This window comes from Prodigiosinella confusarubida (assembly GCF_002847015.1).
GTDB classification, from domain to species: Bacteria; Pseudomonadota; Gammaproteobacteria; order Enterobacterales; family Enterobacteriaceae; genus Prodigiosinella; species Prodigiosinella aquatilis.
The window spans coordinates 2,673,696-2,688,827 of the sequence record NZ_CP025085.1; the positions used below are offsets into that span (position 1 = coordinate 2,673,696).

A 15,132-nucleotide genomic window follows, 5' to 3' on the forward strand; every position below is an offset into this window, starting at 1 on the left:
CTTCATAGCGGGTATCTGGTTTTTTTGTTTTCAGAGCGTGAAAAATGAAGATAGCCAAAATACTTAACAATAATGTCGTCACCGTTATAGATGAACATCATAGTGAGCAGGTGGTGATGGGGCGAGGGCTAGGTTTCAAAAAACAGATCGGGGATGATGTAGATAACACACTGGTTGAAAAGGTATTTGAACTTCGTAGTAGTGAGTTGACCTCCCGTCTCAGTGAACTGCTGGCTGGCATTCCGCTGGAAGTCATCACGACAGCTGACAAAATCATCACTCTGGCCAAGACGCGATTGTCGGGACAGTTACAGAACAGCATCTATATTTCACTGACTGATCACTGTAATTTTGCCATCGAACGACATAAGCAGGGCGTTGATATACGTAATGTTCTGCTGTGGGAAATCAAACGGGTTTATCAGAAAGAGTTCGCGGTAGGCCTGGAAGCATTGGATATTATTGAACAACGTCTTGGTATCCGTCTGCCAGAGGATGAGGCGGGGTTTATTGCTTTGCATCTGGTCAATGCTCAGTTGGATAGCCACATGCCTGAAGTTATTCAGATTACCAAAATCATGCAGGAGATTCTTAATATTGTTAAATACCAATTGAATATTGACTATAACGAACAGGCTTTCAGTTACCATCGATTCGTTACCCATTTAAAGTTTTTTGCGCAGAGATTAATGGGACACAATACGGTATTCAGCAATGATGAGTCTTTGCATGATGTGGTAAAAGAGAAATACTCACAGGCATATCACTGTGCCGAGAAAATCCAGAGTCATATTATTCAGCAGTATTGTTACACTCTGACTAAAGAAGAGTTAATGTTTTTGACAATTCATATTGAAAGAGTCAGATCTGAATTATTGGAAAGCCAATAGACATAGTGGAAATGTATGCTGTAAATCACAAATCAGTGATTATTGATGAGAATAGACTTGCTGTTGAAGTAAAAATAAGTAGTCTATATTGGAAGCGTAAAAACTGGATTGCTACTGTATTCACCACCTGAAGAATACAGGCAAAACCTAAACCACCTTTCTTAGTGCTGATAGCATTCAAAAAGGTGGTTTAGGTTTTTTTTTGTCTCAAAAACAGTGTCGGGTATCTGATGCTATCCGGTTTTACCTGTGAAGTTACTGAGTATTAAGGATTGTCAATGAAATATAAAACGTTAGCCAATGAGATAATTGAAGGTGTCGGAGGGCTCAGTAATATCAATAGCGTATTACATTGCGCTACACGCCTGCGTTTTAAGTTAAAAGATAATAATAAGGCGAATGCTACTGCACTGAAGAATAACCCCGGTATCATTATGGTCGTGGAAAGCGGCGGTCAATTTCAGGTAGTGATCGGGAATCATGTCAATGAGGTGTATCAGGATTTGATCGAAATGTCCGGCATTCAGAATTTATCTGATGCAAGTCGTGACAGCAGTGGCGATGACACGACAAAGGAGAATATCCTTTCCCGGTTGATTGATGTCATTTCTGGTATTTTTACCCCATTTATTGGCGTAATGGCAGCCTCAGGGATTTTAAAAGGATTTTTAGCACTCAGTCTAGCATTGGGATGGATGTCAGATAAGAGTGGTACGTATAAAATATTATTTGCTTCCAGTGATGCCTTATTCTATTTTTTCCCCATTATTTTGGGATATACGGCCGGTAAGAAATTTGGTGGTAATCCATTTGTCTCCATGGTAATTGGTGGAACATTGGTACATCCTTCAATGATCGCTGCCTTTAATGCTATGCAAACAGCAGGATATCAATCACTTCATTTTTTGGGGATACCAATCACCTTCATTAATTACAGTTCATCAGTTATTCCAATTATTTTTGCCAGTTGGGTTTCCTGTAAACTGGAAAAACCACTTAATGCATCTCTACATGTCAATATTCGTAATTTTTTCACACCGTTGCTTTGTGTAATGATTACTGTCCCTTTAACATTTTTATTGATTGGGCCTACGGCAACCTGGTTGAGTCAAATGCTGGCTAGTGGCTATCAGTTACTTTATGGCTTTAACTCATTATTGGCTGGGGTATTCATGGGTGCTATCTGGCAGGTATGTGTAATCTTCGGGCTGCATTGGGGGTTTATCCCCATTATGCTAAATAATCTCAGTGTAATGGGACATGATACATTATTACCATTACTTACCCCGGCAGTATTAGGCCAGGCAGGCGCAACATTAGGGGTATTACTACGCACCCGCGATATGAAACTAAAAGGCATTTCGGGATCGGCACTTTCTGCAGCCATTTTTGGTATCACTGAACCTGCGATTTATGGTGTCACATTGCCATTACGTCGCCCTTTCATCTTCGGATGTATTGGCGGAGCCATCGGCGCAGGAATTATGGGTTATTTCCATTCCACTATTTATTCCTTTGGATTCCCTAGCATCTTTACTTTTACCCAAATTATTCCGCCATCAGGGATTGATAGCAGCGTATGGGCCGCCATTATTGGTACAATCGTCGCTTTTGTGTTCGCCGCTCTTGCTACCTGGTTATTTGGCATAAAAACAGCACAACCTGAAACGGCGGCTACCGCTATTGAATCTGTTCAATCATCTTCAGCGTCATTTGTGACAGGCGATGGACGCAGGCAAACGATCATGAGTCCGATACAAGGTAAGGTGCTGCCGCTGGATCAACTCAGTGATCGTACTTTTGCCAGCGGTCTGATGGGAAAGGGCATTGCCATTAAACCAACGGAAGGACAGTTGTTTTCACCAGTGAACGGTACTGTTGCATCATTTTTCAAAACCCATCATGCCATTGGCTTGTCCACTGATGAGGGGGCAGAGGTTTTAATTCATGTTGGTGTGGATACGGTGAAGCTGGACGGAAAATATTTTACGCCGCATGTCAGTATTGGTGACGTAGTAAAACAGGGGGATCTGTTGCTGGAATTTGACTGCCTGGCTATTGAACAGGCTGGTTATGACACCACAACGCCCATTATTATTACCAATAGCGCTGATTATATTGACGTCTTGCCTGTCGCTAGCGGTGACATTACCGCGAAAATACCATTATTAGTATTGGTTCGCCAAGAAAACGATATTCAGATCAATCCAAGGGAGGAACATAAATAATGAGCCATCATTTTCCAGAAACATTCTTGTGGGGCGGAGCCGTTGCTGCCAATCAGGTTGAAGGTGCATATTTAATCGACGGAAAAGGGTTGTCGACATCTGATGTACAGCCTCAGGGTATATTTGGCGAAATCATTGAGCGCCAGCTTGGGGACAGTGGAATAAAAGATGTCGCTATCGATTTTTATCACCGCTATCCGGAAGATATTGCGTTATTTGCCGAAATGGGATTTAAATGTTTGCGCACATCGATTGCCTGGACGCGTATTTTTCCTCAGGGAGATGAAGAAACACCCAATGAAGTTGGCCTGGCATTTTATGATCGATTATTCGATGAAATGGCGAAATATGATATTCAGCCTTTAGTGACACTATCTCATTATGAGATGCCATATGGTTTGGTCAAAAATTATGGTGGTTGGGGTAACCGTAAAACAATTTCCTTTTTTGAACGTTATGCCAGAACGGTATTTTCACGCTATAAAGATAAAGTGAAATTCTGGCTTACGTTTAATGAAATCAACGTGGCGCTGCATGCACCCTTTACCGGTGTTGGCTTGCCTCCAGAGAGTAGTAAACCAGATATTTATCAGGCAATTCATCATCAATTGGTTGCCAGTGCAAAAGCAGTTAAGGCCTGCCATGAAATTATTCCGGATGCCAAAATCGGTAATATGTTACTCGGGGCCATGCTTTACCCTTTGACCTGTAAGCCAGCAGATGTAATGGAAAGTCTGCAACAAAACCGAGAATGGTTATTTTTTGGTGATGTACAGGCACGAGGTGCTTATCCGGCGTATATGACTCGATTCTTTAGGCAAGCTGGTATTACGTTGAATATAACACAAGAAGATCGGCAAGCATTAAAAGAAACAGTCGATTTTATTTCTTTTAGTTATTATATGACCGGCTGTGTCACGACCGATAAAGATTATCGTCAAAAAGCGCGTGGCAATATATTGAATATGGTGCCAAATCCACATTTGAAAAGTTCAGAATGGGGGTGGCAAATTGATCCGGAAGGATTACGATACCTATTAAATTTCCTTTATGACCGATATCAGAAACCATTGTTTATTGTTGAAAATGGGCTGGGAGCTAAAGATAAACAAGAAAATGATGGTTCGATTAACGATGATTATCGCATTCAGTATTTGAATGATCATTTGGTCCAGGTTGGTGAGGCGATTGATGATGGTGTCGAGGTATTAGGTTATACCTGCTGGGGACCGATTGACTTGGTCAGTGCATCAAAAGCAGAGATGTCAAAACGATACGGATTTATTTATGTGGATCGAGATGATGCGGGTAATGGAAGTCTAACGCGATATAGAAAGAAAAGTTTTTTCTGGTACAAATCGATTATCGCCAGTAATGGTAGTGCATTAATCCGTTAACTTAGTCTTTTCCTGCGGATATAACTTATCCGCAGAATTGTATTTTATCTGGCATATTTAGGCTAGAGGGCTAAATACGCTTGTAACATACAACTTTTCTATTTTTTTTGATTTTCTTCATCGAACACTTAACAGGGATAATTATATGAAATTAAAAACCAGTTGTTTTGTTATTATGTGCGTATTATATCCAGTGGCATTTCCTACTATCGCAGCACCGCTTACCATTGAACAACGATTGGCTGCATTGGAGAAAGATTTACAGGAAACAAAGCTGGAATTACAACACTATAAGGATCAAGAGAAGGGAAATAACGATATTGTGTTAGTTAAGGAAAATAAGATACACAACAGTAAAAAGAAGAATGTCACTAATTCAACCTCTGCGTTGACAACTAAAATGGGTGATACGCTATCTGCGCCTATGTCATCGGCTGTTTCTGCAAAAGAGACCACATCAGCCATGACACTGCATGAGTTAAGTCAGTATGTCAAAGACGATATCGGATTCACCTACTCAGGTTATTTCCGTTCAGGATGGGCCACTGGATCACAAGGCTCACCGAAATCCTGGGCAATAGGATCGCTTGGTAGGTTTGGTAATGAAAATACCAGTTGGTATGATTTGATATTAAACCAGCGAGTGTTTAATAAAGATGGGAAAACGGCACACGCAGTGATCAAGCTGGATGGTAACGTCGATGAGCAATATTCAAGCGGATGGTTTGGTGATAGCAGTACGAATAGTAATAAACTTCAATTTTCGGATATTTATTTAACAACTAAAGGTTTTTTACCTTTTGCACCAGAAGCTGATTTTTGGGTAGGTAAACATGCTCTACCAGTTTATGAAATTCAGATGCTTGACTGGAAAAGTAATAGAACCGACTCTTCTGCCGGCGTGGGGATAGAGAATATTAAGGCAGGTGTAGGTTCATTTGATATCGCACTAACGCGTGAGGATGTTAATGTTTACAATCGAAGTCTTACTGCATATCAACAACTGAATACCAATGCGGTGGAAATGCGTTATAAAGATATTCCGTTATGGGATGGCGCGAAGCTGATGGTATTAGGAAAATATGCCATGGCGAATAAAAATGACAGTCAGAAAAGCAGTGAGGAAAATGGCACTTATTACTCATTAAAAAATGCGTGGCTGGGAGGCGCTATATTACGACAAACCCTTCCACATAAGGGATTTAACGAGTTCACGGCCCAGATGGCCAATAATTCTATTGCCAGTAGTTTAGCGCGTTATGCTGGTTCAAGCCCCTTTGTCGCGGTAAATGGAAACTATTATGGTGAACATACTGGTGGCACGGCGGTACGGTTGATTTCTCAGGGAGAAATGTACTTGCGTGATAATGTTATTATGGCTAATGCATTGGTTTATACCAATGGCAATGATGTTTATAGCTATGATACTGGGGCACACACAGACTTTGAAAGCATTCGTGCAGTATTAAGACCTGCCTATATTTGGGATGATTATAATCAGACCGGTGTGGAGGCTGGTTATTTTACCCAGACCAATAAAAATCAAACTGGCACAAAATTCACTGAATCTGGTTATAAAGCCACCTTGTTTCACACAATTAAAGTCGATACCAGCATGCTTAGTTCACGACCAGAAATCCGTTTCTATGGCACGTATTTAAGAGTGCTGGATAATGAACTGGATGCATTTACATTTCCAGATACAAAAAAAGACCAATTTACTGTAGGTATTCAAGCGGAAGTGTGGTGGTAGTCGCTGTTTAATTAATAGTATTTGCTACTTATGTATATCAGTTATTTTTCAAGTTGCAGATACATTGCCTTCGTTTACTCCATTGAATCACTTATCTGGGTAAATTTATTGTAATTATTATGTTTTCTGCTTTCTGCGACTCGAAATCTGTTGGGCATAGTATGAAAAATATGAGGGTTGATTTAATGAAAATGACAAAAAATAGTTTGTATCTGCTGATATCCAGCTTGTGTCTGTTTTCTCCATTGAGTGCCAACGCGTTTCCAAAGGGGATACCGGCGTTCCCGCGCTCTGATGTGGTTTCGACGCGCTATCTGTCACAAGTAAATGCGGATAAAAGCATCACATTCCGGCTATTTGCACCTACGGCGAAAACGGTCAGCGTAATTACCGGCGCTACACCAGAATCCTGGGCAATTCATCCCATGGTCAAGGATGAATTGGGTGTGTGGTCTTTCCGTACGGCACCACAGTCCCCTGATTTGTACGAATATTTTTTCAATGTTGATGGTTTCCGTAGTATTGACACCGGGTCGTCCACACCCAAACCACAGCGACAGGTGAATACCAGCATGATTCTGGTTCCTGGCAGTATATTGGATACCCGACAGGTACCTCATGGTGATTTGCGAATCATTACCTATCATTCATCGGCGTTGAAATCAGAACGTCAGATGTATGTCTGGACGCCACCAGGATATAGCGATTCAGGTAAACCACTGCCGGTACTCTATTTTTATCACGGCTTTGGTGATACCGGAGATTCGGCGGTTGCCCAGGGGCGCGTCCCCCAAATTATGGATAACTTGCTGGCAGAGAAAAAAATAGTGCCAATGCTGGTTGTGATTCCGGATACTGAAACGGATGCAGCCAACGCAATACCAGAAGATTTCGTGCCGCAGGACAGACGAAAGGTTTTCTATCCTCGCAATGCAGCAGCTGCGGACAATGAACTGATGCATGACATTATTCCCCTGATCAGCCAACGGTTTAATGTTCGTCATGATGCCGATGGTCGAGCGCTGGCAGGTTTATCTCAAGGGGGATATCAGACGCTGGTATCTGGCATGAGCCACATTGATTATTTTGGCTGGCTGGCTACCTTCAGTGGTGTAAGCACGACCACCGTTCCTAATGCTAAAGTCTCTGCACAACTGGCGAAAGCGCAGCAAGTTAATCAGCAATTACGTAATTTCACTGTAGTGGTGGGTAGTAAGGATAGTGTCACCGGGAAGGATATCGCTGGTTTGAAAAAGGAATTGGAGCAGAAAGGGGTAAAGTTTGATTACACCGTTTATCCCAATCTGGGGCATGAAATGGATGTCTGGCGACCGGCTTATATAACATTTGTTCAGAAAATATTTAAATAATATTTGATTACCAACACATAATTAATGCGGCCCCAATAAGTAAACAGCGGGATTCATAATGAATAATGGAATCACTATGGGTTTACGTTATGCAATAGCCGATATTTTATTAATGGCTGTCACTTTCGGGGCCGCGATGGTAACAATGAAAATTAGAGTAGATGACCCATCGGTGTCGTACATCTCTTTGAACGTGGGGATAATCTCACTCGTGATCATGCTTTTGGCATACAGAGACAAAACCTGGCTGTTCATTTCTGTGATACGTGTTTGATTTTTCTTTATCAGTTGCGGTTCAGTGGTGTCTTCACAGCCACGGGGCTCTGCTGAGCAGAGTGTTAGACGAGTAACCGTTATGCGTATTTTGAGCCTTTTTTCGAGGCATTTCTCTCATGCCTGCCATGGTTGGTAGGCGTGAAAACTGGTTGAGGTCGTCTTCTGTTTTAATGTCTTTGACCCGCTCGGCGGTGAGCGCCTTGAGTTTCTTTCGTTCATAGTGTGACTGTCTTCGTTGCCAGGACAAATATAATAAAAACAAGCAATTATACAGTTTAAATTACAGTTTTTAACGTTAACAAAAAAACACATTTTATCTATAATTTTTTCTTACTTAATGGGCGTTGACATAAAAAATCATTTTTTTATTTATTTTTAGCTAAATACTCTGATTTTTTTTTGCTCTCTATGCTTGGGGAAATTAAATATTATTATTGATTTGTTTTATGAAATTTTATGTTTTCAGTGAAAATGAATATAGAATAAATGCTTTAGACCTGCTAATGTTTTTGTGCATGCAGCGCATTTGATTTTACCGGGAAAGTAGTAGTTATCCTTGAACTCAGGAAGAGGTGGCAGTATGTCAATTCTGACAGAATGCACTGGAAATGATATTGGTGCTTATTGTAATATCTTCGTTGAAGAATATGAGAATGATTTAATCAAAAATCATCATCTCAGTCAGTCTGAAGCACATAAAAAAGCTATTGATGTATTTAATTCTTCGTTTCCTGATAATCGAGCTGAGAAAAACAACTCTCTTTTACACATTAACAAAATGCTAAATGATAAATCCTATCATGTTGGTTATATATGGCTTCTTTATTTCCCAAAAGAACAGTCAGTATTTATTATGGATTTCTATATTCTTCATGAATATCGTAATAAAAAAATCGGCTATGAAGCTATGAATGATTTGATATCAATGATCGGACGTTCCAATGTGACGATGATAAAACTACGTGTTGAGCCTGAAAATCAGGCAGCAATTGGTTTATACAAAAAAATAGGTTTTGATATTACCGGCATAAATATGGTCCGCAGGATAACCTTAAAGGTTGGAGAGAATGATATATCAAACAAGTGAGAGTATTAATAATGGAAATATTTTTTTAAAATTTAACGATTTCATAAAAAACAACAGCGTCTATATAAAAATAGAAAATATGAATCAGGGTGGTTCAATAAAAATAAAAACTGCTATAGCTTTAGTCGATGCAGCAGAAAAAAACGCTGGATTAAAAGAGAAAAAACATGTTATTGAATCTAGCTCAGGAAATCTGGGAATCGCATTAAGCATCATCTGTGCAGCAAGAAAATATAAATTCACGTGTGTTGCCGATAAAAATACGTTGCCTCATACTATCAAGGTCATGAAGGCATATGGTGCTGAAGTGATTGTCATCGAAAAACCTGATCCAGAAAAAGGCTATCTCGGTAGTCGACTCAACTATATCAGGAAAACATTGATGTCAGATAATAATTTGGTATGGACTAATCAATATGAATGTCCCGATAATAGCGAAGCCCATGCAAGATTGACGGCCAGAGAATTACTGAATGAATTTCCTGTTATTGACTACCTTTTTGTCGCAGCAGGAACGACGGGTACATTGATGGGATGTGTCCAAACTATTACTGAAGAATCACCAGCAACAAAAATTATTGCTGTTGATACTGAAGGGTCGGTCATTTTTGGTACGCCGCCAGCACCGCGCTATATTCCCGGTATGGGAGCCAGTGTCCCTCCGCCATTATTTGACAGTAAGAATCTGTTCGACATGGTACAAGTGTCAGAAATGGATACGGTGCAGACCTGCCGGATGGTCGCACAGCGCTACGGTTTTCTTGCCGGAGGTTCAACAGGGACCGTGCTGACTGCCATTCAGCACTATAGTCATAAAATTCCCACCGGTTCAGTGGTCGCCATGATTAGCCCGGATGGCGGAGAGCGCTATATCGATACCATCTATTCCGACGAGTGGTGTCGACAAAAAGGCTTATTGCAACTAAACGAGTTATCCAGTTGTGATTCCTTTTCTGGAGCAATTGCCGAATGAATAATTTGAAATTTGATGTTGTATCAGGCGAAACGATTGCCGAATTTCTTGCGAATTCTTATTGTGAAATTATGCACATTGTGCGGGAAACGTATTTACTCCATGAAGAAGGAGTCACAAATAATCCCGATAGCTATTTCTTACGTTTTAATGATAAACCTGAAGCGAGAATCATTGCACTGCCGTCGGCAATAAAAGGGGCTAAATCGGTTGCGGGAATAAAATGGATTGCCAGCTACCCCAGAAATCTGGAAAAAAATTTACAGCGTGCTTCTGCAACAATTGTTTTAAATGATTATGAGACTGGATATCCTTCTGCATTGCTGGAGGCATCGCAAATCAGCGCGTTTCGCACTGCGGCATCCGCAGTACTTGCGGCCAATACGCTGACAAATAATCGAAAGGTTGCTAGCAAGGTGGCTTTTATTGGTACCGGCGTCATCGCCAGAAAGATCGCCGATTTTTTCCGAGCTGAAAACTGGAATATCGATCTGGTTGTTGCTCACGATATAAACTCTCAGGATGCTGAAAATTTTTCACGTTATGTCAATAGTACACATGGATATCAGACAACAGTGGCAGACAATCTTACGGTCGCCATTGGTGAAGCCGACATTATTGTATTTGCCACTAACGCTGGCACGCCATATGTTACCGCTCCTGATGCAATAAAGAAAAATCAGATAGTATTAAATATCTCTCTAAGGGATATCGGTCCTGAGATTATTTTGCGTTCAGCCAATATCTTCGATGATATAGAGCATTGCATGAAGGCCAATACATCACCACATTTGGCGGAACAGATCAGCGGTGGGCGGGATTTTGTTGATGGTACACTGGCAGGATTAATTAATCGGCGATTCCAATTGCGAGAAAATAGACCGATAGTATTTTCACCCTTCGGTCTCGGGGTACTGGATTTAGCCGTTGCAGCTTATTTGCATCAACGGGCAGAAAAAGAAGGGCGGTGCTATTCTATTCCTGGTTTTTTCCCAGATATGACACGATAGATTTACTGTTTACCGCGAGTTAATTTGGAAAGTTTAATCGCCATTATTACTTGAGAGAAATATGAAGAGCAGTCCTATATTGCTTCGAATTGTAGTCTTTATGTTATTTCCGGTTATCGCTGTTTGTCTTGTTAGTTATATTTATTTGCTTCGCAGTCTGCCTGTTGTCGAAAATTTTACGCTGACAGGGCCGGGCTATAATAATGTCGTAGTGAAAAGAGATCATAATGGCGTGGTCTATCTTTCATCTGATGATGACAATAGCATCTATTTTGCCATGGGTTATGTTCAGGCGCAGGACCGCTTGTGGCAACTGACATTACAGCAGCGGATTGTTCAGGGAAGATTAAGTGAGATGCTTGGCGAGAAAGGGGTGAAAAGTGATATTTTCACCAGAACGCTGGGCATCTATCGTGCAGCCCAGCAGGCATGGACGCGGCTGGACCGACCGGCTCAGAATTCGCTAGTTGCCTATGCGGCAGGCGTCAATCAAGCTATCAAGCAGCAGCGAACCTTGCCCCCGGAATTTATCTTGCTGGGGGTTGAGCCGGAAAACTGGACGCCAATTGATTCTCTGGCATGGGTCAAAATGTTTGCCCTAGACCTGGGTGGCAACATGTTCAAGGAGATACAGTACGATGTTGCCACGGAAAGCCTGACCCACGAACAGGTTATGCTACTTTTCCCGACCTACGTTTCCGCTCCGCCTGACAGTGCTGCCAACCTTGCGCTTGCAAGGGGGACCGCGATGCAGCGTGTTGACGCTATCCGGCAACAACTGCCGTATTTTAGTACGGGAGGAATGGGGGTTGGCAGTAATGCCTGGGTGGTATCGGGCACGCATACCGTGACGGGGTATCCGCTGATGTCGAACGACCCGCATCTAAAATTGCAGCAGCCTTCGCCGTGGTATGTGGTATCACAGAATGGATCTCGGTTACATGCTCAGGGCATGAGTCTGATAGGGGTCCCACTGGTTATTTTCGGCAGCAACAGACATATTGCCTGGGGCGGCACAGCGCTTACGGCGGATGTGGAAGATCTGTATGTTGAAACCGTCAAACCGGGTGAGCCTTCCCAGTATAAGGAAGATAATAAATGGTTGCCTTTTACGCAAAGGACAGAGAGCATCCGGGTCCGCAGTGGTATTCCTGATGTGTTCTATCCACCCCTCAAGGATATTACGTTAAATGTGAAGGAAACACGCCACGGTCCGGTAGTGAATGCTCTGTTTCCTAATATTCACCAGACGCTGTCGTTGAAATGGTCGGCTCTGGATCCCGATGACACCAGCTATATGGCGTTCATGAGGATCAACTATGCCCATGACTGGCCGTCGTTTCAATCGGCGGTTCGATGGTTGGTGGCTCCTGCGCTCAATCTCCTTTATGCCGACACCCAAAACAACATTGGTATGTTAAGTGCCGGGGCTATTCCGGTTCGGGGATATGGTAATGGCGAACTGCCGCTGCCGGGCGAAAACAGCCGTAATGATTGGAAAGGCTATATTCCGTTTAACGAGCTGCCTGTGAGCTGGAATCCAGACTCGGGATTTATTGTTTCCGCTAACAACGAGGTCAGCAATCTGACATATCCGCATTTTATTTCTCATGACTGGGCGCTGCCGACACGCAAAGAAAGAATCATCGAACTGCTCGGTAACCGGATCGCCAAATCGGGAAATAAGGTAACGAACGAGGACATGATGGCCATTCAACGGGATACACACGACCAGAATATTGAGGCATTTCGCCAGGCGGTGGTGAAGAAAACTCGTCCGACAAGTGAACGTCAGCAGATGGCGATCAACAGATTAGTCGAATGGAATGGCGATATGACCAAGGAGAGTGTTGCCGCCACCCTTATTGTCAGTTGGGCCCGGCACTTGCGGATTGATATGGTCGTGGATTCGCTGCCCAAATCCTGGGGCGAAGATGAAAAGAACACAATGATGGGCAAGCTGGGCACCTACATCCCGCTGTCATCGTTGGTGAAAATCATCAATCGCGACCATGGCACCTGCCAGACGTTTGGCCGCCAGGTGTCATGGCATAATTGTCAGGATGTACTAGAAAAATCTCTCGATCAGGCGCTCGATGAACTGGGCAGAATGCGAGGTGATAATATGGATAGCTGGCAATGGGGCAGTCTGCACTCCAGCTATTATGCGCATAGCCTGTTTAGCGGAGTACGGTTTCTTGACAATATTTTCAGTACCCGAATAGAAAATGGTGGTTCTCCGAATGCAATCAATGTTGCTGATATGAATTTTGACTTGTCGAAAGGCTATTCTCAGGAACTGGGTGCCAGCTTCAGAATGATTATCGACGTCAGGCCGGGAAAAAGTAGAACGCAATATATCAATTCGACGGGGCAATCCGGCAATATCATGAGCGAACATTACCGAGATATGGTGAAGCCGTTCAATACATTCATATTCTTTGAAATCATGAGCGATTTCGATAGTAGCGTGAATCAATAAGGAGCTGGCTGTGGGATTATTCAGGAATTTCAGTCATAGTGCTCCGAATCGGGTTTTGCTATCAGTTTTTTTGGGCGCGCTAGCCGGAGCGATATATGCATTATTGATTCCACTGACATTGAGCGGATTGAACTCTTTGCCGATGGCGCTCAGTATTGCTGGTGAAAAGACGATCTCCATATTAGGGGTAACCATTTCTAACTATCGTCTCGCATTACTATTTTCTATTTCGATTATATTGATCCTTTGTTTTACTTCGATGTCGGAAATTTTGCTTATCCATGTTGGAATTGATTTTGCCAGAAAGCTGCGCAAGGATATTTATCAGAAGATAAGCCTGTTAAGCATTGTCGATCTTGAACGGCTCGGATTGGCAAGAATTACGGCCATTTTAACTACCGATGTGATGCAGGTTATTCAGGGCGCAAAGATAATTCCAACAATCATTATTAGCATGGTGACAGTGACAGGTATGATGTTATATCTGTATGTTGTCAACAATGAAATATTCTTTTTTATTATTAAAGCAATAGTGTTTGGTGTGTTGACTTATCAGATACCCATTTATTTTTCCAGATATTATCTGGTAAAAACACGCAATAAGGTCGATGAGTTGCGTAATCTGAATATTTCGTTGGTCAGAGGTGCTAAGGAGTTGAAGCTTGATCGTGCCAAACGCTATTATTTCCATCAAAATATATTAAATGCTGTTGAGGATAATATTGCCAGTAATGAAAAGAAGGGACAAACTATACTGGCGATTGCGGTGAACTATGGCGATTTACTCAGTTTCTTTGTCATTGGTTTTACCATGTTTGTATTTGGTAATTATCATGCGATCACCAGTCAGGAATTGATCGCTGTAATAATGACATTGCTGTATATCACTGCCCCCATCAGTGTCATTATCAATAATATTCACAATGTCACTCTGGCTGCTATTTCCATGAAGAAGATAACGGAAATCATCAGCATCATGCCTGCTGAGTCAACGATCAGTGGCGGCGAAACGCTGGTGCCTTGGCGGGAAATGACATTCAACGATGTGGTATATGAATATGTGTCGGAAGACAAGGATACAATATTTACCGTCGGACCGATCAGTTTCACCCTGCAACGCGGAGAGCTGGTTTATATCGTCGGCGGCAATGGGTGCGGTAAGTCTACTCTGGCGAAACTGATTACCCAGCACTATCTGCCCAGTCACGGTCTGATCAAGGTGGATGGGCAGAATGTTGATGATATGAATCGTGATGCAGTCAGACAGCATATCAGTTGTATTTACTCTGACTATCATCTTTTTGATTCACTGCTGATTGCCTCTGAAAATAGTGGTCTTGAAATCAAAGGTTATTTGAAAAGTCTGGGACTTTCTCATAAAGTCAAAATTGAGTCAGGCATATTTTCTACGACATTTCTCTCAGATGGCCAGAGAAAACGACTGGCATTACTCACGGTGTTGCTCGATAACAAGGATATTTATCTTTTCGATGAATGGGCCGCCGATCAGGACCCAGAATTTAAACGCATATTTTATGAGAAGATTCTGCCGGAGATGAAATCGCGCGGAAAAACGGTTGTCGTCATTACCCATGATGATCACTATTTCCATCTGGCAGACCGTGTTTTTAAAATGGACTCTGGAATGATGACGACGCTGAGATAG

Annotated in this window: 10 protein-coding genes and 1 pseudogene; 10 read left to right on the forward strand and 1 reads right to left on the reverse strand. The window is 42.2% G+C overall.

Features of this window, described 5'->3' with window-relative positions; translation table 11 throughout:
* The first annotated feature begins 44 nt into the window (after positions 1–44).
* The 5 genes from licT to CWC46_RS12150 all read left to right on the forward strand — a co-directional run bounded on the left by licT (position 45) and on the right by CWC46_RS12150 (position 7,638).
* The gene (licT, locus tag CWC46_RS12130; RefSeq protein WP_021016304.1) at positions 45–890 is read left to right on the forward strand and encodes a BglG family transcription antiterminator LicT; all 846 of its coding nucleotides are present in this window, start codon (positions 45–47) and stop codon (positions 888–890) included.
* A 278-nt stretch (positions 891–1,168) separates the two neighbouring features.
* Positions 1,169–3,118 carry a PTS beta-glucoside transporter subunit IIABC gene (gene bglF, locus CWC46_RS12135; protein ID WP_021016303.1) on the forward strand — a complete coding sequence of 650 codons (1,950 nt, stop codon included), beginning with the start codon at positions 1,169–1,171 and terminating at the stop codon, positions 3,116–3,118.
* Positions 3,118–4,515: a glycoside hydrolase family 1 protein gene (locus tag CWC46_RS12140; RefSeq protein WP_021016302.1), complete on the forward strand. Its 1,398-nt coding sequence runs from the start codon at positions 3,118–3,120 to the stop codon at positions 4,513–4,515. Before bglF ends, CWC46_RS12140 begins: the two co-directional genes overlap by 1 nt.
* A gap of 145 nt (positions 4,516–4,660) precedes the next feature.
* Positions 4,661–6,268: a carbohydrate porin gene (locus tag CWC46_RS12145; RefSeq protein ID WP_021016301.1), complete on the forward strand. Its 1,608-nt coding sequence runs from the start codon at positions 4,661–4,663 to the stop codon at positions 6,266–6,268.
* A gap of 185 nt (positions 6,269–6,453) precedes the next feature.
* Positions 6,454–7,638: an alpha/beta hydrolase gene (locus CWC46_RS12150; RefSeq protein WP_021016300.1), complete on the forward strand. Its 1,185-nt coding sequence runs from the start codon at positions 6,454–6,456 to the stop codon at positions 7,636–7,638.
* Between the two features lie 132 nt (positions 7,639–7,770).
* Here the strand turns inward: CWC46_RS12150 and CWC46_RS23265 are convergent.
* Positions 7,771–8,161: pseudogene (locus tag CWC46_RS23265) on the reverse strand (transposase); the annotation flags it as partial.
* A 333-nt stretch (positions 8,162–8,494) separates the two neighbouring features.
* On the opposite strand from CWC46_RS23265, the gene CWC46_RS12160 reads away from it, so the two are divergent.
* The 5 genes from CWC46_RS12160 (at position 8,495) to CWC46_RS12180 (ending at position 15,132) form a co-directional block, all read left to right on the forward strand.
* Complete coding sequence (locus tag CWC46_RS12160; protein WP_021016298.1) at positions 8,495–9,001, forward strand: GNAT family N-acetyltransferase; 507 nt, start codon at positions 8,495–8,497, stop codon at positions 8,999–9,001.
* Positions 8,982–9,974 carry a 2,3-diaminopropionate biosynthesis protein SbnA gene (gene sbnA / locus CWC46_RS12165; protein ID WP_021016297.1) on the forward strand — a complete coding sequence of 331 codons (993 nt, stop codon included), beginning with the start codon at positions 8,982–8,984 and terminating at the stop codon, positions 9,972–9,974. Before CWC46_RS12160 ends, sbnA begins: the two co-directional genes overlap by 20 nt.
* Positions 9,971–10,984, forward strand: a complete 1,014-nt coding sequence (gene sbnB, locus CWC46_RS12170; protein ID WP_021016296.1) for a 2,3-diaminopropionate biosynthesis protein SbnB — start codon at positions 9,971–9,973, stop codon at positions 10,982–10,984. Before sbnA ends, sbnB begins: the two co-directional genes overlap by 4 nt.
* A gap of 211 nt (positions 10,985–11,195) precedes the next feature.
* Positions 11,196–13,466, forward strand: a complete 2,271-nt coding sequence (locus CWC46_RS12175; RefSeq protein ID WP_157831369.1) for a penicillin acylase family protein — start codon at positions 11,196–11,198, stop codon at positions 13,464–13,466.
* A 55-nt stretch (positions 13,467–13,521) separates the two neighbouring features.
* Positions 13,522–15,132, forward strand: a complete 1,611-nt coding sequence (locus CWC46_RS12180; RefSeq protein WP_157831370.1) for a cyclic peptide export ABC transporter — start codon at positions 13,522–13,524, stop codon at positions 15,130–15,132.